This window comes from Pseudoalteromonas rubra (genome assembly GCF_005887115.1).
Lineage (GTDB): Bacteria > Pseudomonadota > Gammaproteobacteria > Enterobacterales > Alteromonadaceae > Pseudoalteromonas > Pseudoalteromonas rubra_F.
On record NZ_PNCJ01000003.1, the window covers coordinates 37981 to 57891 of the forward strand.

The 19911-nt window shown below is 47.1% G+C and carries 22 protein-coding genes; 18 read left to right on the forward strand and 4 right to left on the reverse strand.

Annotated features, from left to right (window positions below; translation table 11 throughout):
- The first annotated feature begins 23 nt into the window (after window positions 1-23).
- From gspD to CWB98_RS00605, 12 genes are all read left to right on the forward strand, one after another.
- A complete protein-coding gene (gene gspD / locus CWB98_RS00550; protein ID WP_138543046.1) occupies window positions 24-2081 on the forward strand; it encodes a type II secretion system secretin GspD in 2058 nt (685 codons plus the stop codon).
- Window positions 2082-2139: 58 nt separating this feature from the next.
- A complete protein-coding gene (gene gspE, locus CWB98_RS00555; protein WP_128064772.1) occupies window positions 2140-3627 on the forward strand; it encodes a type II secretion system ATPase GspE in 1488 nt (495 codons plus the stop codon).
- A complete protein-coding gene (gspF, locus tag CWB98_RS00560; RefSeq protein ID WP_138543047.1) occupies window positions 3627-4853 on the forward strand; it encodes a type II secretion system inner membrane protein GspF in 1227 nt (408 codons plus the stop codon). The genes gspE and gspF overlap by 1 nt, the downstream gene beginning before the upstream one ends.
- Before the next feature lie 72 nt (window positions 4854-4925).
- Window positions 4926-5351, forward strand: coding sequence for a type II secretion system major pseudopilin GspG (gene gspG / locus CWB98_RS00565; RefSeq protein ID WP_054017544.1), 426 nt, complete (start codon window positions 4926-4928; stop codon window positions 5349-5351).
- A gap of 35 nt (window positions 5352-5386) precedes the next feature.
- Entirely contained in the window at window positions 5387-5980 is a 594-nt protein-coding gene (locus CWB98_RS00570; RefSeq protein WP_138543063.1) for a type II secretion system protein, read from the forward strand.
- Window positions 5977-6372 carry a type II secretion system minor pseudopilin GspI gene (gspI, locus tag CWB98_RS00575; RefSeq protein WP_138543048.1) on the forward strand — a complete coding sequence of 132 codons (396 nt, stop codon included), beginning with the start codon at window positions 5977-5979 and terminating at the stop codon, window positions 6370-6372. The genes CWB98_RS00570 and gspI overlap by 4 nt, the downstream gene beginning before the upstream one ends.
- Window positions 6372-7076 carry a type II secretion system minor pseudopilin GspJ gene (gspJ, locus tag CWB98_RS00580; protein ID WP_138543049.1) on the forward strand — a complete coding sequence of 235 codons (705 nt, stop codon included), beginning with the start codon at window positions 6372-6374 and terminating at the stop codon, window positions 7074-7076. The genes gspI and gspJ overlap by 1 nt, the downstream gene beginning before the upstream one ends.
- On the forward strand, window positions 7057-8055 hold the full coding sequence (gspK, locus tag CWB98_RS00585) for a type II secretion system minor pseudopilin GspK (protein ID WP_138543064.1): 999 nt from the start codon (window positions 7057-7059) through the stop codon (window positions 8053-8055). The genes gspJ and gspK overlap by 20 nt, the downstream gene beginning before the upstream one ends.
- On the forward strand, window positions 8055-9263 hold the full coding sequence (gene gspL / locus CWB98_RS00590; RefSeq protein WP_138543050.1) for a type II secretion system protein GspL: 1209 nt from the start codon (window positions 8055-8057) through the stop codon (window positions 9261-9263). The genes gspK and gspL overlap by 1 nt, the downstream gene beginning before the upstream one ends.
- Window positions 9260-9736, forward strand: a complete 477-nt coding sequence (gspM, locus tag CWB98_RS00595) for a type II secretion system protein GspM (protein WP_138543051.1) — start codon at window positions 9260-9262, stop codon at window positions 9734-9736. Before gspL ends, gspM begins: the two co-directional genes overlap by 4 nt.
- A gap of 2 nt (window positions 9737-9738) precedes the next feature.
- Complete coding sequence (locus CWB98_RS00600) at window positions 9739-10497, forward strand: type II secretion system protein N (RefSeq protein WP_138543052.1); 759 nt, start codon at window positions 9739-9741, stop codon at window positions 10495-10497.
- Between the two features lie 3 nt (window positions 10498-10500).
- Window positions 10501-11076: a UPF0149 family protein gene (locus tag CWB98_RS00605; protein WP_138543053.1), complete on the forward strand. Its 576-nt coding sequence runs from the start codon at window positions 10501-10503 to the stop codon at window positions 11074-11076.
- Between the two features lie 5 nt (window positions 11077-11081).
- Here CWB98_RS00605 and CWB98_RS00610 read toward each other — a convergent pair whose 3' ends face one another.
- The gene (locus CWB98_RS00610; RefSeq protein ID WP_138543054.1) at window positions 11082-11285 is read right to left on the reverse strand and encodes a hypothetical protein; all 204 of its coding nucleotides are present in this window, start codon (window positions 11283-11285) and stop codon (window positions 11082-11084) included.
- Window positions 11285-11641 (reverse strand): hypothetical protein, encoded by a 357-nt coding sequence (locus CWB98_RS00615; RefSeq protein WP_054017553.1) that lies wholly within the window; start codon window positions 11639-11641, stop codon window positions 11285-11287. Before CWB98_RS00615 ends, CWB98_RS00610 begins: the two co-directional genes overlap by 1 nt.
- A gap of 233 nt (window positions 11642-11874) precedes the next feature.
- Here CWB98_RS00615 and ccoG point away from each other — a divergent pair, with 233 nt between their 5' ends.
- The 4 genes from ccoG (at window position 11875) to CWB98_RS00635 (ending at window position 15680) form a co-directional block, all read left to right on the forward strand.
- On the forward strand, window positions 11875-13302 hold the full coding sequence (gene ccoG / locus CWB98_RS00620; RefSeq protein WP_138543055.1) for a cytochrome c oxidase accessory protein CcoG: 1428 nt from the start codon (window positions 11875-11877) through the stop codon (window positions 13300-13302).
- A 112-nt stretch (window positions 13303-13414) separates the two neighbouring features.
- Window positions 13415-14389, forward strand: coding sequence for a serine/threonine protein kinase (locus CWB98_RS00625; protein WP_138543056.1), 975 nt, complete (start codon window positions 13415-13417; stop codon window positions 14387-14389).
- A 19-nt stretch (window positions 14390-14408) separates the two neighbouring features.
- Window positions 14409-15032, forward strand: a complete 624-nt coding sequence (locus CWB98_RS00630) for a thiol:disulfide interchange protein DsbA/DsbL (RefSeq protein ID WP_138543057.1) — start codon at window positions 14409-14411, stop codon at window positions 15030-15032.
- Between the two features lie 12 nt (window positions 15033-15044).
- On the forward strand, window positions 15045-15680 hold the full coding sequence (locus CWB98_RS00635; protein ID WP_138543058.1) for a thiol:disulfide interchange protein DsbA/DsbL: 636 nt from the start codon (window positions 15045-15047) through the stop codon (window positions 15678-15680).
- A 61-nt stretch (window positions 15681-15741) separates the two neighbouring features.
- On the opposite strand, the gene trmA is transcribed toward CWB98_RS00635, so the two are convergent.
- Window positions 15742-16839 (reverse strand): tRNA (uridine(54)-C5)-methyltransferase TrmA, encoded by a 1098-nt coding sequence (gene trmA / locus CWB98_RS00640; RefSeq protein ID WP_138543059.1) that lies wholly within the window; start codon window positions 16837-16839, stop codon window positions 15742-15744.
- A 159-nt stretch (window positions 16840-16998) separates the two neighbouring features.
- On the opposite strand from trmA, the gene CWB98_RS00645 reads away from it, so the two are divergent.
- Entirely contained in the window at window positions 16999-18111 is a 1113-nt protein-coding gene (locus CWB98_RS00645) for a DUF5610 domain-containing protein (protein ID WP_054017559.1), read from the forward strand.
- A gap of 99 nt (window positions 18112-18210) precedes the next feature.
- Window positions 18211-19014, forward strand: a complete 804-nt coding sequence (gene murI, locus CWB98_RS00650; protein ID WP_138543060.1) for a glutamate racemase — start codon at window positions 18211-18213, stop codon at window positions 19012-19014.
- A 139-nt stretch (window positions 19015-19153) separates the two neighbouring features.
- Here the strand turns inward: murI and CWB98_RS00655 are convergent, their stop codons facing one another.
- Entirely contained in the window at window positions 19154-19627 is a 474-nt protein-coding gene (locus CWB98_RS00655) for an RNA recognition motif domain-containing protein (protein ID WP_138543061.1), read from the reverse strand.
- Window positions 19628-19911: the final 284 nt, after the last annotated feature.

The following is a 19911-nucleotide window of genomic DNA, read 5'->3' on the forward strand; positions in this document are numbered from 1 at the left end:
ATAATTTTGGAGTTATAAAAATCATGGGTAGAAAGCTACACCTCACAAAAATCAAAAAAGGGTTAGCTAAGTATGCAGCTCTGTTATTTGCGGCTGGATTGTCCTTGTCTGTTTCTGCGGTTGAGTATGCGGCCAACTTTAAAGGCACTGATATTAACGAATTCATTAATATCATCAGTAAAAACCTCAACAAGACCATCATCATCGACCCGAATGTTCGGGGCAATATTAATGTCCGCAGCTATGAGCTGATGGACGAGGCGCTGTACTATCAGTTTTTCCTCAATGTACTGGAAGTATACGGCTATGCGGTCGTAGAGATGGAAACTGGTGTGTTGAAAGTCGTACGCAGCTCAGATGGTAAAAAAGCCAATGTACCTTTAGTGGGTGACGGTGATATTGATAACGGCGATGTGATGATCACTCGGGTTGTTGAGGTTAAAAACGTCAGCGTACAGGAACTTGGCCCGCTTATTCGTCAGTTCAGTGACCAAAAAGATGGTGGTCACGTCACCAACTTTAACTCTGCCAACGTGATGATGCTGACAGGTCATGCCGCCTCGGTAAACCGGTTAGTCAGTATTATCAAGTCGGTAGACCAGGCGGGTGACCAGCGTGTTGACATTGTACGCCTGAAGCATGCAACGGCCGATGATGTCGTTCAGGTGGTCGAAAAAATTTACAAAGATGGTGGTAAAAATCAAGTACCACAGTTTTTGATCCCTAAGATCGTTTCAGACAACCGTACTAACAGCGTCGTGGTCAGTGGTGAAGTGCAAGCGCGTACCCGCGCGATTGAATTAATTAAACGCCTGGATGAAGAGCTGGAAAATCAGGGCAATACTCAGGTTTTCTATCTTGATTATGCGAAGGCTGAAGAGCTGGTTAAAGTGCTGCAAGGGGTGAGTAAAACCCTGCAGGAAGAAGCGCAGGGTGGCAGTAAAACCCGTACTCGCAACAATCAAAATGAGACGAGCATCGAAGCCCATGAAGACTCTAACTCATTGGTGATCACCGCACAGCCGGATACCATGCGTTCACTGGCCAGTGTCATTGAAAAGCTTGATGTGCGTCGTGCTCAGGTTCTTGTTGAAGCCATCGTGGTAGAAGTACAGGAAGGGGATGGTATCAACTTCGGTCTGCAGTGGATCACCGAAAAAGGCGGCATGTTGCAGTTTAATAATGGTACCACCGTGCCGGTTGGTGCACTGGCTGTGGCTGCCGAGCAGGCTCGTGATAAGACTATTACTAAGAACGTAATTGGTACGGAGTCGGGTAATACAACTTCCTATGACGAGACACAAGAAGGTGATTTAGGGCCGCTAGGGTCGTTGTTGGGCGGCATCAATGGTCTGGCAATGGGCGTGGTGAAAAACGACTGGGGCGCAATCATCCAGGCGGTATCAACCGATACCAACTCGAATATCCTTGCAACACCTTCTATTACAACCATGGACAATGAAGAAGCCTCTATGATTGTTGGTCAGGAAGTGCCTATTATTACCGGCTCAACTGCCAGTGAGAATAACTCGAATCCATTCCAGACAGTTGACCGTCAGGAAGTGGGGGTGAAACTGAAAGTCACCCCACAAATTAATGACGGTACAGCGGTTCAGCTGACCATTGAGCAGGAAGTTTCCAGCGTCAGTGGTGCAACCGCGGTTGATATCTCAGTGAATAAACGCGCTATCAATACGACTGTCATTGCTGATGACGGCGGCATGGTCATCCTGGGTGGTCTGATTGACGAAGACGTACAGGAAAGTGTTTCTAAAGTACCACTGTTGGGTGATATTCCATTCCTGGGACATTTGTTCAAGTCAACTAATACGACCAAACGTAAACGTAACCTGTTGGTATTTATTCGCCCGACGATTGTTCGTGACAGCCGCAGTATGAACGAACTGAGCCATGCTAAGTACAAGTTTATCCGTGGTGAGCAGACTAAGCAGCGTGAAGATGGTATTGATCTGATGCCGTTGCAGGATGCGCCAATTCTGCCGCAGTGGGATGATGCGATGGTGCTACCGCCAACGTATGAAGAGTTTCTGAACGAGCAAAACGAGAAGAACAATGACTGAAGCAGTACAGGAACTGATCGACGGCCATGACGAGACGGCGCTTGCGCTGGATGAGGCAATGGAACCAGAAGCGGCGTCACATGTGCGTCTGCCCTTTGCCTATGCCAGACGTCAGAGCCTGTTGCTGAGTCAGCAGCCAGACGGATTGAAAGTTTACTACAAAGGTCAGCCGTCGCTGGATGCATTACTCGAAGTGCGTCGAATTGCCCAGGCTGGCTTTACTCTGGAGCAGTTGGACGACGATAAGTTTGAATTGCTACTCGAAGCCTCTTATCAGCGCGATAGCTCTGAAACACAGCAAATGATGGAAGACATCGGAAACGAAGTTGACCTGTTCTCATTGGCTGAAGAAATGCCACAAACGGAAGACCTGCTGGCAGCTGATGATGATGCTCCGATCATTAAATTGATCAATGCCATGCTCAGTGAGGCGATCAAAGAAGGTGCGTCAGATATTCACATCGAAACCTTCGAGCAGGAACTGGTGATCCGCTTTAGGGTGGATGGTGTGCTAAAAGAAGTCCTCAAGCCGAATCGTAAATTGTCTTCATTGCTGGTATCACGTATCAAAGTAATGGCAAAGCTCGACATCGCCGAAAAACGGGTGCCGCAAGATGGCCGGATCAGTCTGCGCATTGCCGGCCGTGCGGTTGATGTGCGGGTATCGACCATGCCATCAAGCTTTGGCGAACGCGTTGTATTGCGTCTGTTGGATAAGAACAATGCACGCCTGAACCTCGAAGACTTGGGTATGACCGAACGCAACCGTGAGCTGTTTGCTGAGATCATCGCCAAGCCACACGGTATTATTTTGGTTACCGGCCCAACGGGTTCTGGTAAAAGTACCACTTTGTACGCAGGTATGACGCAGATTAACTCCCGTGATCGCAACATCTTGACTGTAGAAGATCCTATTGAATATGAGATCCCCGGGATTGGTCAGACCCAGGTTAACCCGAAAGTAGATATGACCTTCGCCCGTGGTCTGCGCGCTATTTTGCGTCAGGATCCCGATGTGGTGATGGTGGGTGAGATCCGGGATCTGGAAACAGCACAAATCGGTGTTCAGGCATCTTTGACCGGTCACTTAGTTATGTCAACGCTGCACACTAACACGGCTTCGGGTGCGATTACCCGGATGGAAGATATGGGGGTTGAGCCGTTCCTGCTGTCATCATCACTGTTAGGTGTATTGTCACAACGACTGGTAAGAACCTTATGCCCTAACTGTAAAGAAGCCCATCTGGCGGATGATCGTGAGTGTGAGCTATTAGGTGTTGAGAAAGGCTCGCAAACCACCATTTATCGTGCTGTAGGGTGTGAAGAATGTAACTTCAATGGTTACAAGGGTCGAACCGGTATTCATGAACTACTGATAGTAGATGAGCACATTCGTGAGCTGATCCACAACGGCAAAGGTGAGCAGTCGGTAGAAAAGTACATTCGTACTTTCAGTCCGAGTATTCGTCAGGATGGGTGTGCGCGGGTGCTAAAAGGCCAGACGACACTGGAAGAGGTGATGCGGGTCACCCGTGAGGAAGGCTAATGGCTGCGTTTGAGTATCGTGCTTTAGACGGCAAAGGAAAAGAGAAAAAAGGCATTCTGGAGGCGGATACCGCCAAGCAAGTTCGCCAGATGTTGCGCGAAAAAGCCATGATGCCGCTGGAGGTGGCTCCGGCTGCGGAAAAGGAAAAGTCGGCCAGTTCAGGCGGCTTCACCCTGACGCGAGGTTACAAACCTTCGGTATCCGATATCGCCCTTATCACGCGTCAGCTAGCTACCCTGATACAGTCCTCTCTCCCGGTAGAAGCGGCGGTAATGGCCGTTGCTGAGCAATGTGAAAAGCCGCGCCTGAAACGTATGCTGATGGCTGTGCGTTCCAAGGTGGTGGAAGGTTACACGCTGGCCGATGGTATGTCTGAGTTTCCGCATGTCTTTGATAATCTTTATCGTGCGATGGTCGCCGCGGGCGAAAAGTCCGGTCATTTAGACCAGGTATTGAATCGACTGGCGGATTACACCGAACAGCGACAGCACATGCGCAGCCAGATCACTCAGGCGATGGTATATCCAACCATTCTGGTGATTTTTGCTATTGCCATCGTCTCGGTTCTGTTGGGCACCGTAGTACCGAAAATCCTTAAAACCTTCGAGAAATCCAAACAGGTACTGCCCTGGACTACTGAGTGGGTAATGGCTGCCAGTAATTTCGTTCAGGCGTACTGGATGATTTCACTGGTGGTGATATTTGGCAGTGTATTTTTGAGCAAACAAGCTCTGAAAAGACCCAAAGTCCGTTTTTGGTATGATGCTAAGCTTTTGCAGCTTCCCGGCATTGGCAAAATCAGCCGAGGCATTAACACGGCCCGTTTTGCCCGTACTTTAAGTATTTTGTCTTCAAGCTCGGTGCCATTGTTAGAGGGTATGAAAATCTCTGGCCAGGTACTGGAAAATGAAAAGATCAAAGCCGCTGTCACAGATGCGGCAACTCATGTGAGTGAAGGTGCAAGCCTGCGGGCTGCACTGGCACAAACAAAGCTATTTCCGCCCATGATGCTTCATATGATTGCAAGTGGTGAAAAGTCTGGTGAACTGGAGCAAATGCTTGAGCGTGCTGCCAACAACCAGGACAGGGAATTCGAAAGTATGGTCAGCGTTTCGTTAAAACTGCTCGAACCCGCCATGATTGCAAGCATGGCCGTTATCGTGCTGTTTATCGTAATGGCTATCCTGCAGCCAATCATGGCGATGAACAAAGCAATTGGTCTGTAGTCAAATTAATTGCATATACAACATCAGCGTCTTGGCTTTTTGCCATGCGCCAACAGCATTGAGGTAAATAACGTGAATAAACAATCCGGTTTCTCATTATTAGAAGTCATGGTGGTTCTGGTGATCATCGGTATGATCATGTCAATCGTGGCACCTAACATCATGGGTCAGCAAGAAGAAGCAGCGAAAGAAAAAGCGATGCTGGACATTCGTCAGATTGAAGACGCAATGAAAATGTATAAGCTTAAAAACAAAAAATATCCTACTACAGAGCAAGGTCTGGAAGCGCTTGTTACACAAACCACCATTGACCCTGTGCCTAAACGTTTCCCCGAGGGCGGCTTCATTTCAAAATTGCCTGAAGATCCATGGGGTAACCCTTATCAGCTGGTTAGTCCGGGTGAGATGGGTAAGATCGACATCTTCTCTATGGGACCTGATGGCGAAGTAGGTACAGATGACGATCTGGGTAACTGGGACAGCGAAGAAGACCGTTAATTCTTATGCGCACAGCAGCAGATGTTCAGCCGAGTATGCAACAAGCTCGCTCGCTGAAGTTCGGTCGTCAGGCCGGATTCAGCCTTATCGAAATCCTGATGGTGTTGGTGATCATTGGCTTTTCAGTCAATCTGGTCACTTACACTTTATCTGACGATATGGAAGAAGAACTGGAGCGCGAAGCGCTGCGACTGCACAGTGTGATTAACATGGCCTCTGAATTTGCCATTCTCAACCAAATTGAACTGGGCTTTCATCTGGACAAGAAGAAGCTTGAGTTTCTGGTGTTTGATGGTGAAAAGTGGGCCACTTTTGATGCGGAAGCGCTTTATCAGGCCATAGACTATTCGGATGAGTACAAGATTGAACTTACCACTGAAGATCTCGCCTGGGCACAAGACAATATGCTGGAGCAGGCCAACTGGCGCGAGCTGATGGGCTCCGGTGACGAAGAAAGTTTGCTGGAACTTAAGAAATTAAAAATACCTCAGGTATTGCTGCTCTCGTCAGGAGAAGTGAGTGCATTTCAGCTCAGCTTGGAGCTCGAGGAACAAAGTGAGCCGGTATACTTCGTTGAAGGTGAGTTTATGGCGCCGGTGAATTTACGTAAGGAACCGGAAGACTCATGAACGGCCTGGTTGTAAGAACAAAACAAGCCGGTTTTACGCTCCTTGAAGTGATGGTGGCGCTCAGTATCTGCGCAGTGGCCGGTATCGCGGCGATGCAGGCAACGGGTGAGCATATCAATCACATTGGTACGCTTGAGCAGCAGGCTTATGCATCCTGGGTCGCGGAGAATCGCCTCGTTATGATGCGCGCAGGCGCCAAAGAAGGGGCTGTCAGAAACGGCCTCAAGGGTGACGAAGAAATGGGGGGAGTTACCTGGTATTGGTCTCAGTCCACTCTCGCCACAGCAGACCCGACTTTTGTCAAAGTCACAATTGAAGTCTTTTCTGATGAAAAACGTGAACATTCGGTGTACGACTTGACCACCTTTATCTACAAAAAAGGGAAGCGGTAATGCAGGCGCAGAACACTACTCGGCAAGGTGGTTTCACCCTGATAGAAGTTTTACTGGCGTTAGCTATTCTTGCTATGGTCGTGACGGCTACACATCAGATCCTCGATACCACACTCAGAGCGAAAGAGGCATCAGAGGAAACAGTGGCTGAACTGGAGTCATTACAGACGATGTTTCGTCTGATGGATCAGGATTTCAACCAGATGACCAAGCGAGAGGTGCGTAATGAAGCTGGAGATTTCAGCCCAACTTACATTCTTCATGGTCGTTACAATTTAAACAGCCAGTACGATGGTATTGCCTTTGTTCGGGACGGCTGGACGAATCCGATCAGTCTCCTGCCTCGCTCTGAGCTACAGGCCGTCGGATATCGGGTTGTAGATGACAACCTTGAGCGTATTTACCGAATTTATGTTGATCAGCTGGACGGTACAGAACCCCGTAGCCAGATGATCCTTGAAAATGTTGAGGAACTCAAGTTTGAATTCCTTGACGAAAAGCAAAAGTGGCAAAATAACTGGGATATTAAAGCCCTGCCTTTGGCGGTCGCCGTCACAGTGCAACAAAAAGATGCTGAGCCTATCCGGCGTATTTTCTTAACTCCGGGCGACGGAAAGGTTAAACAGGCCAGCAGCGATGATGATAATCGCCGCGGCAACAATAATAACGACGATCAGAATGATGATGGACAAAGGAGGGGCTAACGTGAGATCTCAACGTGGTGCAGCGTTAGTCATTGTTCTATTCATCGTGGCTCTGGCTGCGACGATTGCGACGGAAATGACCATGAGTCTGATGGTTCAGGTACAAAAAGCGACCAACCTGCAAACGCATCAACAGGCAAAGTGGTATAGCTACGGTGCAGAAGAATTAGTGAAGAAGGTGTTACTGGACAGTCGAAAAGATGAACCAGATAAAGTGCACCTTGGCCAGCCCTGGGCACTGGAAGAAGTTCCTTATCCGGTCGATCACGGCACATTGAGCGGTCAAATCACAGATCTGCAGGCATGTTTAAACCTCAATGCATTGAGGGTTAAAGCGAAGAATACAGGTTCCCGGAACGAGACGAACCCTGCACACAAAGCGTTACTTGAGCTATTGAAGAACATTGAAGATCTGCCCAGTGAAGAAAGCGAAGAGGCGATGGCAGACAGTGTGTATGACTGGCTGGACGATGACAGTATCACGTTCCGCTCAGGCGCAGAAGAAGATGAATATATGTCTCTCAGAACCCCATATCTGACAGCGAATAATTTGTTCGCGTCGGTCAGTGAGCTGAGGATCATCAAAGGGTTTAACCCGCTAGTGATGGAAAAGCTATTACCTTATGTGTGTGTGATTCCTGGTAACACTGAGCTGGCTATTAACGTCAATACGATACAGCCTGAGCAAGCGTTGTTATTGAGTGCGTTGATGGAAGGGTTAAGTCAATCTGGCGCGGAAGCGATTATTTCTGCCCGACCGGAAAAAGGCTTTGACTCTATTCAGGAGTTTTACGCTGAAGCCGCGAATCAAGGTGCTTCAGATAAGCAAAAGAACGAGAAAATTTTTACTATCTCAAGCAATTATTTTAAGTTACGAGCAAAGGCTCAGTTCGATGAGCGTTTGTTTCGCCTGACCTCAATAATCGAAATAAAAGAGGGTCGGGCGAGCATCCTAGCGCGTAAATTTGGAGGCGTTTAGTGTCAGAAAAATTGATGATCCGTGTGGGTCACTCACAACAAGAGCCTGTTCATTGGTTGGTCTGGTCGGTGCAAGATGCACAGATCATTGCCAGCGGTGAGCTGGAGCATGCCGGACTGCTCGGTGAGCTAAGCGAAAAAGCACAAAGCCGCTCGGTTGCAGTGTTGCTTCCTGCCTCTAGCGTGCAGTTAAAAACAATTGATTTACCGGCAAAATGGAATCGTAAGCTGGAACAGGCTCTGCCGTTTATGCTGGAAGAGCAAATAGCCTGTGACATTGATAAGGCCTTTATTGCAGTTGGTAAAGCCGGTCAGCGTGATGAGCAACACACCATAGATGTTGCCTTGTGTGACAAGGCCTGGTTGGCAGCCTGGATGGCATTATTTGACGATTTTGATATCAGTGTTCAGCGTTTGATACCTGATGCGCTATTACTGCCTGTACCACCAGAAAATGCCATCAGTGCCATTGAACTGGGCACGCAGTGGTTGTTCCGCGCGGCTGAATGGCAGGCGAGCGGTGTCGAACCGGACTGGCTGGCAGGTTACTTGAGCTTATTGCCTGCTGAGCGTATTCAGCATTTTAGCCCAGGAGAGGCGCTGGAGTCTGAAAAGACATTAGAAGCAATGGAAAGTGAGTATGACTTACCCCTTGCACTGTTTGCCAAGCAGCTGGATCATGAGGCTTTTAATCTACGTCAGGGTAAATTTGCCGCGAAGAAGAAGCAGCCTCAATGGTGGCGTGACTGGCGCAGTGGCTTGATTGCGGCCTCGGTCGCATTAGTGTGTTTTATTGCAGTCAAATCGACTCAGCTGTTCTTGCTACAGAATCAGGCCGATGAACTCAGTGCTCAGGCTGTTGCGAGTTACAAGCAAGCATTCCCGAATAAGGTCGTACGTCCGCACCTGTTAAAGAAACAAATACAGAACGAGCTGAACAGTTTATCTGGTGAGCAGCAGGGCGGGTTTCTTGAGTTGACAAACCACTTTGTGACGGTTTTTGACGAGGTGAAAGATTTTGAACCTGAGACCTTACGCTATGATCAACGTCGTAATGAATTAAGGATCCGTGCTAAAGCAAATGGCTTCCAGGTGTTTGGTCAGGTAAAAAGTATCCTCGAACAACGTGGTATGACAGTGCAGCAAGGCGCACTTAATAATGATGGCGATTACGTGATCGGCGAGATCCGCATTCGAGGTGCAGCATGAAACAGCAAGTGATTAATTATTGGCAGTCCCTCAAAGAGCAGGAGCAAAAGTTGTTAATTGTTGCTGGGATTGTGTTCTGCATATTTGTATTGGTGATGGGTATAATTCGCCCGTTGAACAATGCGGTTGAAAAAGCAGAAAAAGAAGTCGATAAGCAACAGGCATTGGTCTCCTGGGTAAGTAAAAGTGTGACGCAATTAAAGAGTCAGAGCTCAAGTCGCGCCTCTGCAGGCAATGTTAACTTGACTCAGCTGGTCAACCGTACTCGTGGTAGATATAAAATTGCCATCAGCAAAATGCAACCCAGCGATAACTCACTACGTGTGAATATCGACAATGTAGAGTTTAACCAGTTGATTGCCTGGCTGGACGAGCTGACCAATCAGCATGGTGTTAAAGTGGCTAACCTGGATTTGGGCAAAGAAGATGCTCCCGGGTATGTTCGAGTTAGTCGTCTGGTATTAGAGAAATAAGTATGAAAAAGATCATCAGTCTGGTACTGGTTTTTTTGCTGGCGTTTAGCGTGTTTGTCGCTATCACTATGCCTGCCAGTATCGTTTTACAATTGTCACAAGGATCGCTGCCACGCGCCTTGTCTGTTGGCGCCGTGTCTGGCTCTGTATGGGAAGGGCGGATCAGCGAAGTGCGCTATGAAAATGTTCAGCTCAATGACGTTACCTGGCAGCTTAATGGTTGGGGACTGCTGACCGGCCAGGTGCAGGGTAAAGTGCGCTTTGGCTCACCCAGAACACTGGACGAAATCTCAGGCAACAGTAATTTCTCGATGTCACTGTTGGATAAGTCGGCTAAGCTGGATGATGCGATACTACGCTTTAGTGTTGAGCAGGCTATGCAACAGGTTACACTACCACTGCCTGTGGATGCCAAAGGTCGTGTGATTCTGAGCATTGATGAGTATCGTACAGGGCAGCCTTACTGTGAAGCACTAAATGGGGAGATCAGCAGTCCGAATATTGATATTAAAGGTCTCACGGGCTGGTTTAGTATCGGTGATATGAGTGGGACGTTGACTTGTAAGTCTGGTGACATCGCGGTGACAGTTGACCCGGAAAATCGCCTTGGACTGCGTGCTGATGCGACCCTGGCCGCCAATATGCAGTTCCGCGTTGCGGGCAACATCAAACCCGAGGCGTCTTTACCTAAAGAAGTACACGATGCAGTTAAATTCTTAGGGCGTCCGGATAGCGAAGGGCGTTACCCGGTAAGCTTATAAACTATGATGACCTTTAGTTACGAAGCGCAGCATCAGGCTGCGCTCAGCGAGTATCTTGAGCAACGCCCCGGAGCTTTGAGCCTGCGTGGCGTTGAAGGCTATCTGTTTGCGCTTATTTGTGGTCCTGATGGGATAGAGCCCGAGCAATGGCTGAGTGAGGTGAGTCTGAATGATGAGGCGTTAGAAGAGCATACTGTGTTCGCTTTTTTAGCATTACATCACCATATTAGCGAGCAGGTTTTTTCTGGCCAGTTTTCTCTGCCTGTGCAGGCACAGTCTCTGTGGGCTGACAAGCAGCAGTGGAGTCAGGGGTTTTTACTGGCCAGCCAGCATTACTACGAACGCCTGGTGAGTGCCTCAGGTATATCACAAGAGCTACTCCAGGCGTTGCAAATGGCCACTGAACAGCTGGCTTTTTTCAGTCTGCAAGAGCAGCAAGTTGCACAGTTTTGTCAGCAAGGGGGGCATGATATGGCTGCCTTTTGTGCTGAGCAACTTAGCCTTGCTAACGACTTTGCGCAAGGGTATGCCGCACTGATAGAGCAAGTCGCTCTGGCCAGCGGCCTGTACAACGAGTAACTCAGTTACATCAAATCAAGTGCAATATTGGTACAGCCTTTAGCGCAATGGGCACTGCCTTTCGTTCCTTCAGCACCGGTCAGGTCGAGCAGTACAGGCTGATTACAGTGTGTGCATAACACAGTCTGACCTTTGCTTAATCTTTTTAGTAGTGCCTTCTGCTCATTAAAAGATTTAGCCCTGGCTTTGTTGAGCTGAGAAAAGTCCATTACAAACCTGCCTGTTTCAATGAGCCAGCGGCAATCTCACACACTGTCAGAAGCTTTGGGCCATAGAAATACATATTCAGCTCGTTACCTTCACAAAACTTCAGATGAAACACCTTCATTTTCTCATTGGTCGACAAAGCAGACATGATGTAAGACTGCTCAGACTCAGTCAAAGTCAGCTCTTTATTAATCTGCTGACGAGCCAATTTTGCAGCCATACTGTACTGGGCTTTGCTGGTATCTCCAAGCAGGTCTACACCATATTGGATCATCTGTTCGCGTGGCTCTTTGATGCTAGGATGGTCTATGGTGAACAGGGCCAGGATCACCACGACTAAAATCAGGTACTTTTTCATAACTGCAACTACTTTGATCTAAACAGCTAAAAGATGTCGCCAGTGTAATAAAATGAGGGAAATAAAAGCAAGTTTAGTGCTAGGAATTTTTTATTACTTAGTTTATCAGTATTGCTGTTTTATGTCGGCTTTTCCCTTTAAAATGAGCAAGATCTAATCCAGATTGATATACTACACATATAAAATAGAGGTCACTGTAGCAAGTACCTGTCCCAGGCGCGTAAGGAGCTGAGATGGACAAACAAATTAAGGTCAAGAATATCCCCGTCGACGTCAAAATTCATAAACCCGACGATTTACAACCAGACAGGTTTAACCCTCGCAACCGTATTTATGTCAGGGCTGTCACTGGGTTGCATCAGAAACTCCGAAAGCAAATTGGCTTTATCGGCATGCTGGCCTTCATGCTGTTACCCTGGATCAATTTCAACGGCGAGCAGGCGGTACTATTCGATATCTTTGAGCAAAAGTTCAATATTTTTGGACTGACCTTGTGGCCTCAGGATTTAACCATTCTGGCCTTTATTCTGATGATTGCAGCCTTTGCCTTATTTTTGGTAACCACCTTTTATGGCCGGGTGTGGTGCGGTTATACCTGCCCGCAAACGGTCTGGACCTTCATTTTTATCTGGTTTGAAGAAAAGTTAGAGGGTACCGCCAATCAGCGTAAAAAGCTTGATCAGCGGCCGATGGACTTTGATAAATTCTGGCGCAAATCCGCCAAGCACCTTAGCTGGATGCTGTTTTCCCTGTATACGGCGATATCGTTTGTGGGCTATTTCACTCCTATACGTGAACTCTTACCTGATCTGTTGATGTTCTCTGCATCTGGCTATGCAGCGTTGAGTGTGCTGGTCTTCACCTTATGTACTTATGGTAATGCCGGCTGGATGCGGGAGATCATGTGTCTGCATATTTGTCCTTACTCACGTTTCCAGTCAGCGATGTTCGACAAAGATACCTTTACGGTGAGCTATGACAACGAGCGCGGTGAGAGCCGCGGACCGCGTGGTCGTAAGGAAGATCCAAAAGCCCTGGGACTGGGGGATTGTATCGACTGTAAGTTGTGTGTGCAGGTTTGCCCGACCGGCATCGATATCCGTAACGGCCTGCAATACGAGTGTATTAATTGTGGCGCCTGTATTGATGCCTGCGATGGCGTGATGGATAAAATGAATTACCCCAGAGGCTTAATTTCCTACACAACTGAACGCAATCTGGAAAGTGGTAGTGAAAAAACTAAAGCGGTGCGGGGTAAGCTCATTGGCTATTTGCTGATCCTGATTGTGCTCAGTGGCGCGCTGGTTGCCAATGTTGCGATGCGCAAAACACTCGATCTGGATATCATCAGAGACAGAAATCAGCTTTACCGGGTTAATGTAGAGGGCCTGGTGGAAAATACCTATACGCTGAAAATGATCAACAAGGCGCAGGAGCCTCAGACTTTCCTGATCAGCGTTCGCGGTTTGTCTGACTTCACGATCATTGGAAAACAGGAAATTCAAATCGCGGCAGGCTCAACTATAGACCAGCCTTTATCTGTGGTGATTGACCCGTACGACTTGACGCTGCCGGTGACGGAGTTTGAGTTTGTCATTACAGTAAAAGATGAGCCCGAAGAGTACATCGCACAGCCAACGAACTTTTTTAAAGGTCGTTAGCGCAGATAGGGTACAATGGGGTAACTCATATACATCACAAAAGCGGGTTAGCCCGCTTTTTTGTTACTTGGCCCACCGCTATTGAGGTCCCGGGCTGTGAAAGGTTAAAACTATGACAGATTTCAGTTTTCAGAACTTAACGCCTGATCTAATCCTCGACGCTGTTGAAAGTGTCGGTATTTATCCCGAATCCGGATTATTACCACTCAATAGCTATGAGAATCGGGTTTATCAGTTTCGTGCTGATGATAACCGCCGTTATGTTGCCAAGTTTTATCGCCCCGAGCGTTGGCAGTCAGAACAGATCCAGGAAGAGCACGATTTTACACTGGCCCTGCAGGAGGATGAAGTACCTGTTGTCGCTCCTCTGCGTGTTGACGGACACAGTTTGTTTGAACATCAGGGCTATCGATTTTGTTTGTTTCCGAGTGTCGGTGGTCGGCAGTTCGAAATGGATAATTTGGATCACCTGGAAATGCTGGGGCGCTACATTGGTCGCCTACACAGCGTTGCGCAACAGAGTGCGTTTGTGCACCGTCCTGAGATTGATGTGACCAGCTATTTGCACCAGCCTCGTACTGAAATTCTTGCCTCTGAGTGTTTGCCCGACACATTGCGGTTGGCATTTAGTACGGTGCTTGATCAGGTGATTAACAAAGCAGAAGAAAAATTCACACCATTCCAGCAGATCCGTTTGCATGGTGATTGCCATGCTGGCAATATTCTATGGTCTCAGGAACAGTTAATGATTGTGGACCTTGACGATTGTCGTCACGGTCCCGCTGTTCAGGATCTCTGGATGATGTTAAGCGGTGACAGACAAAATCAGGTCATGCAGCTTGATACCCTGTTATCCGGCTACGAAGAGTTTGCCTCGTTCGATACGTGTGAACTGGCGTTAATTGAGCCGCTAAGAGCAATGCGTATGGTACATTACATGGGGTGGCTGGCCAAACGTTGGCACGATCCGGCGTTTCCCCGGAACTTTTCGTGGTTTGCAACAGACAAATACTGGGAACAGCAGATCCTGGCATTAAAAGAACAACTTGCCGCACTGGATGAAGCGGCGATCAGTCTTTATCCATAAAAATTTAGAGAGAATAGTAATGTTAAAATCGATTAAGGTTGCGCTAATTGCGTTGTGTATGCCTGTGCTGGCAATGGCTGCCGATTTCACGGATGGTAAACACTACCAGACATTAACAACGACAAAGAGTGAGTCTGCCAAGGTCACTGAATTTTTTTCCTTTTACTGCCCGCACTGTTTTCAGTTCGAGCCGGTAGCGAAAGCATTAGAAAAAAACCTGCCAGCAGGTGCAATATTTGAAAAAAGCCACGTGAATTTCTTGGGCGGATTGTCACCTGAAGTGCAAAGTTATCTGAGCTATGCCTACATCATTGCAAAACACCATGGTAAAGCGCAGCAGGTCAGTGATCAGATTTTCAACACCATCCATGTACAGCAGATACAACTTAAAGATCTTAAAGACATCAAAAAGCTGTTGGAAGCCAATGGTATCAGTGGCGAACAGTTTGATGCCGCAATGGCCAGCATGCCAGTGATTAGCGCGGAAAAAGCGATGGTTGAAAAGCAGGATACTTTCGGTAAGGCGGGCGCATTGACAGGTGTACCGACTTTCGTTGTGAATGACAAATACAAAATTAACCTGAGAGAGCTAAGCAGTCAGGCTGAGCTGGATGAGCTGGTTAAATACTTACTAGAAAAATAATGGGAGCAGACCATGTTTAAATCAATTTACGCCGCAGCATTGGCGCTATTCCTACCTTTGATGGCAAGCGCCGCCAGTTTCCAGGAAGGCAAGCACTATGAGGTTGTCGCTGAGCGGGGCACCAAAAAGCCTGAAGTAACTGAGTACTTCTCGTTTTATTGTCCGGCCTGTAACAACTTTGAATCTTTAATTGGTGAGTTCAAACCAAAACTAGACAGCGACGTGAAATTCAAAAAAAGCCACGTTGACTTTGTTGGTGTACGCGATCCTGAAATCCAGCAGATGATGAGTAATGCATTGGCTACGGCGTCCGTATTACCGCAAAAGGATAAGATCGTTGCGGCGATGTTTGCCCACTTGCATGGCAAGCGTGGTAAGTTTAACGAAATTGCTGACATTAAAGATTTGTTTGTTGCTCAGGGCGTATCAGCAGAGAAATTTGATAAATTATATAAGAGCTTCTCTGTACGCACTAAAGCGAAAAAAATGAAGCGCTTACAAGAGCAGATGCAAGACAAAGGCGCACTGACGGGTGTACCGACTTTTATTGTAAATGGAAAATACAAGCTGATCCTATCGCGTGAATCTGGTGTGACTTCACCTGATGACATTGCCGCTCTGATCAACTATCTGGCGAAAAAGTCCTAATACTTTTAGGGATAAAAAAACCCGCGATGAACGCGGGTTTTTTTATACCTAAAATTCACTTTTATTTTCTGGTAAGAAAGACACCCGACTCCACATGGTGGGTATAGGGGAACTGATCGAAAATGGCGATGCGTGAAACCTGATGCGTGTCACAGAGTAATTCCAGATCGCGCTCCAGCGTATCCGGGTTACAAGAAATATAAATGATGTTGTCGTATTGGCTGACCAGTTTACAGGTGAGCTCATCCATACCAGCGCGAGGTGGATCGACTAAAATGGTTTGGCAGTTATAACTTTGCAGGTCTATGCCTTTGAGGCGGGAAAACTGCTTTTCGCCTTTCATTGCTGCCGTGAATTCCTCACTCGACATACGAATGATATCCAGGTTATTAATCTGATTCGCTGCAATATTGTATTGTGCAGAGTGAACCGATGACTTAGAGATTTCTGTGGCTAATACTCGGTTAAACTGCCCTGCCAGTGCGATAGAGAAGTTGCCATTGCCACAGTATAGCTCAAGTAAGTCATTTTGCAGCGGCGTACAAAGGTCCTGTGCCCAGGCCAACATTTTTTCATTTACTGCCGCATTAGGCTGAGTAAAACTATTTTCAACCTGCTGGTAGGTGTACTGTTCACCATTGACTGTGAGCTGCTCTGTCACAAAATCATTGCCAAACACCACTTTTTGCTTTCTGGCACGACCGATAAAGTCGACCTTGTAATTTTGTTGTAGTTCCTGACGTAAAACCTGCATGGCCTCTTGCCAGGTGTCGTCCAGCGCCTTGTGATAAAGCAGACTGATCAGTACTTCGCCACTGAGTGTTGTCAGATAATCGATCTGGAATAACTTGCGGCGCAGGATGTCGTTGTGGCGCAGCTTATCCATCATGACCTGCATCATTTCATTGACCAAAGGGGCGCCAGGATCGAACTGATCGACCCGGATCTTTTCTTTGGTCTGTTGATCGAACATGATGTGGAACAGATCGTCTCCATCATGCCAGACGCGAAATTCGCAACGCTGGCGATAGTGGCTTTTTGGGGAGTCGTACACTTCCAGTTGTGGCGCATCGAAGCGGGCAAATTGCGCACTGATCCGCTGTTGTTTTTCTGTCAACTGTTGCTCGTAGGTCGAAGTGTCAATCGTGATCACCGCCATATTAAAACCACCATAGTTAATGCAAAGAGGCGCTATTTTAGGATGCACTTTCGATTTGTCCAGCAAAGAGCAAAATATTTTGCTCTTTTATTGTACAATAGACTTAAGCTTAAGGCGTTTTGGCCGATAACCAACTATCAAGTAAAGCGGAGAGCAGACATGAAAATCGGACAGTTGAATCAGCTGTTGAATCCGGCGATGCAGCATAACGCGGGTAAAGCCAAATCGCTTATCCCTAATATGTCAATTAATACGGATAGTTACCACGGAAACAAGTCTCAGGCAGCGGCAAAGATCCTCGATGATAAACTCGCTCAAGCACTGGGCATTGAGAAAAAAGAAGAAAAAGACAAGCCCCTGTTTGATTTTGAAGAAATTGTCAAAAATGTGCTGGGGTTTGTCCAGGGGGCAGTTAAAAAAGCCAAGGCCGCCGGAGAAGACGACGACACACTCAAAAGTATGCTTGATCAAGCACGTAAGGGCGTGCAGATGGGAATTGATGAAGCGTCTGAAGATTTAAAAGGCACAGGCCTGTTTAATGATGAAATTGAGGAAGGCATAGAAAAGTCCCGCGAAGGGATTTTTAAAGGGTTGGATGAGTTTGAAAAAGAGCTGTTTGATCCTAAACCGCAGCAAGTATCAGTGAGTGCTGCACAGTTTGCCAGTTTATCTAATCAAGCTGAGTATGCCTTCACCACAGCTGAAGGCGACGAAGTGGTGATTTCTTTCAGTGATGCGATGAGTCAGTCGAAAGCGGCAAGCTATGCACGTAATGGCGACGGCGAAGGGTTTGCGTATGGTGAGCAAAGCAGTCATGAGCTTAATTTTTCCATCAGTGTGAATGGCGATCTCAACGAAGATGAGCAGGCCGCGATTAATGACATGATGAAAGACATCCGCGATGTGAGCGATACCTTTTTCGCCGGTGACTATGATGATGCGTTTGCCAAAGTGCAGGAACTGGGAATTAACAGTGAGCAAATCGTCAATTTCACAATGGATCTGCGCCAGACCAAAACGTCGGCTGCAATTGCTCAGTATCAGCAGAGCAATCCGATGAAAGATCTGGAAAAGGCACTACAGCCACTGGATCAGCGCCTGGAAGGGATCCATGATGAAGCGAAAGGACTGGGCATAGAAGCTCAGTTGCCGGATATCATGGCCTGGATAAACGAGGGTCAGGCGCGTCTGAATGAGTTTCTTGATTATGCTCAAGGGTTCTTTAGTGCACTTGAATCTCGTCAGGCTGATAAGCAAGATCAGCAAGTATAGAAGGGAGATCAATTTCTCCCAGTTTAGGATTTGACGTTAGTATTTATTTTAAACCCTGACCGTGGCACACTGCGCGCGAACTGTAATTAAGGAGCGCATGTGCCACATATTCTTGTCTTTGATTCTGGTATTGGCGGAACCAGTGTACTTACGCACATTAGTAACGCTTTGCCTCATGCCGACTACAGTTATGTGATGGATAATCAGTTGCTGCCTTATGGCTTGCAGTCCCAGCAGACGATCCAGCAGCGTTTGGCTGCGCTCATCAAGTGGATTGACCGTGAGCAGCGTCCCGTCGATATTATCGTGATTGCATGCAATACCGCTTCAACCTATGCGTTGGGAGCAACTCGCCAATTAACCTCTATTCCGATTGTCGGAGTAGTCCCTGCGATTAAGCCCGCGGCATCAGCCAGTCGCGCAAAGCACATTGGTTTACTGGCGACACCAGCAACCTCTCGGAATATCTATACGCAGCAGTTGATCCAGCAATTTGCCAATGAATGCCGGGTTGATCTTTATCAGTCGACTAAGTTGGTTGAACTGGCTGAGCAGTTTTACTGGTCCGGTAACCTTGATCGTAAACAGCTTGTCGCTGAGATCAACCAGCTTAACTTCTCACCTGAGTTAGATCATCTGGTACTAGGCTGCACGCACTTCCCCATCATTGAGAAACCCCTGAGCGAGTCTATTCCGGAGTCGATAACTCTGATTGATTCAGGTACAGCGATTGCGAGGCGGGTGTATACATTACTTGCAAAAGATAGTGCTGTTGAGGAAGATGAAGTTCAGGCTGAGTGTTTAAGAATAAAGCATGGCACAATGAACTGGTATGCAACAGCACAACAAGCACGCCTGGTTGGGCGGCCTGAAATCAAACTGATCAATCTTGATCAGGAATAATTGAAGAGTTGGTTGGAGGGTGCATTTCAGCATGCTCAAATTCAGGAGCAGCAAAAAATGTGGCAATAAAAAAGGGGTAGTAACCTGACTGGTACTACCCCCTGTTAGTGTGTACAACGAGCTGTTATAAAATTAAAGATCAGTCTTGATCGTTATTAGTCAGCGATTCTTGTTTTTGTTTCGCTTCTCTGACTTTTAACGTGCGTTGCTGAAACTCAGATTCATTGAGCTCGTTGATGGCCCTTAGTGCATCGGGCTGTGGCATTTCAACAAATCCGAACCCGCGGCGTTTACCTGTATTCTTATCTTTAAGCAAACGAACCGAAAAAACTTGTCCTTTTTCTTCAAACAAATCTCTGACGACCTGTTCATTTGCTCTGTAAGGTAAATTACCGACATACAGTGTGGTTGTTTCTACTGTTCCGCTGACGTCACTGCCCGTATTTCCTGTTGAGGAAGCGAAAGCTGATGCTACGCCTCCGATGATGATACCTAGCGCCAACAATAAGGCGGGATCAATTTGACTGTTTAATAGTACAAAATGGCCAAGCGCATAACTCAATATTGCCAGGAGAAGTACAGTAAACAGTGTCTTACGATCGAGAATATTCATAAGGATCTACCAAAAAACGTTGAATACACATTAATTTAACAAGAAAGGTTGCTATATTAACGACTTAATCAAATATCGCAATAATTAAATATAGAACCTGTTGAAAAGATTGCACCTTCTTGATGGATTTACCGTCAGTATTGAGGGTTTAAAGATAAATGATCAAAAAGATCCAAAAAAATGAAAAAAGGGGTTGCATCGTTTTTCGATTTCCCTATAATGCGCATCCACCGACACGGGGCACAACGCTGAAAAGCAACGAATCAACGAGTTGGGAGTCAAAT

Coding starts and splice junctions, on each gene's coding strand:
- gspJ (WP_138543049.1), top strand. CDS start 6,372: ATGCAGGCGCAGAACACTACTCGGCAAGGTGGTTTCACCCTGATAGAA.
- CWB98_RS00610 (WP_138543054.1), bottom strand. CDS start 11,285: ATGGACTTTTCTCAGCTCAACAAAGCCAGGGCTAAATCTTTTAATGAG.
- gspD (WP_138543046.1), top strand. CDS start 24: ATGGGTAGAAAGCTACACCTCACAAAAATCAAAAAAGGGTTAGCTAAG.
- gspK (WP_138543064.1), top strand. CDS start 7,057: ATGGACAAAGGAGGGGCTAACGTGAGATCTCAACGTGGTGCAGCGTTA.
- ccoG (WP_138543055.1), top strand. CDS start 11,875: ATGGACAAACAAATTAAGGTCAAGAATATCCCCGTCGACGTCAAAATT.
- gspF (WP_138543047.1), top strand. CDS start 3,627: ATGGCTGCGTTTGAGTATCGTGCTTTAGACGGCAAAGGAAAAGAGAAA.
- gspE (WP_128064772.1), top strand. CDS start 2,140: ATGGAACCAGAAGCGGCGTCACATGTGCGTCTGCCCTTTGCCTATGCC.
- gspI (WP_138543048.1), top strand. CDS start 5,977: ATGAACGGCCTGGTTGTAAGAACAAAACAAGCCGGTTTTACGCTCCTT.
- CWB98_RS00645 (WP_054017559.1), top strand. CDS start 16,999: ATGAAAATCGGACAGTTGAATCAGCTGTTGAATCCGGCGATGCAGCAT.
- CWB98_RS00655 (WP_138543061.1), bottom strand. CDS start 19,627: ATGAATATTCTCGATCGTAAGACACTGTTTACTGTACTTCTCCTGGCA.
- CWB98_RS00630 (WP_138543057.1), top strand. CDS start 14,409: ATGTTAAAATCGATTAAGGTTGCGCTAATTGCGTTGTGTATGCCTGTG.
- CWB98_RS00600 (WP_138543052.1), top strand. CDS start 9,739: ATGAAAAAGATCATCAGTCTGGTACTGGTTTTTTTGCTGGCGTTTAGC.
- gspM (WP_138543051.1), top strand. CDS start 9,260: ATGAAACAGCAAGTGATTAATTATTGGCAGTCCCTCAAAGAGCAGGAG.
- CWB98_RS00615 (WP_054017553.1), bottom strand. CDS start 11,641: ATGAAAAAGTACCTGATTTTAGTCGTGGTGATCCTGGCCCTGTTCACC.
- CWB98_RS00570 (WP_138543063.1), top strand. CDS start 5,387: ATGCAACAAGCTCGCTCGCTGAAGTTCGGTCGTCAGGCCGGATTCAGC.
- CWB98_RS00605 (WP_138543053.1), top strand. CDS start 10,501: ATGATGACCTTTAGTTACGAAGCGCAGCATCAGGCTGCGCTCAGCGAG.
- CWB98_RS00635 (WP_138543058.1), top strand. CDS start 15,045: ATGTTTAAATCAATTTACGCCGCAGCATTGGCGCTATTCCTACCTTTG.
- trmA (WP_138543059.1), bottom strand. CDS start 16,839: ATGGCGGTGATCACGATTGACACTTCGACCTACGAGCAACAGTTGACA.
- CWB98_RS00625 (WP_138543056.1), top strand. CDS start 13,415: ATGACAGATTTCAGTTTTCAGAACTTAACGCCTGATCTAATCCTCGAC.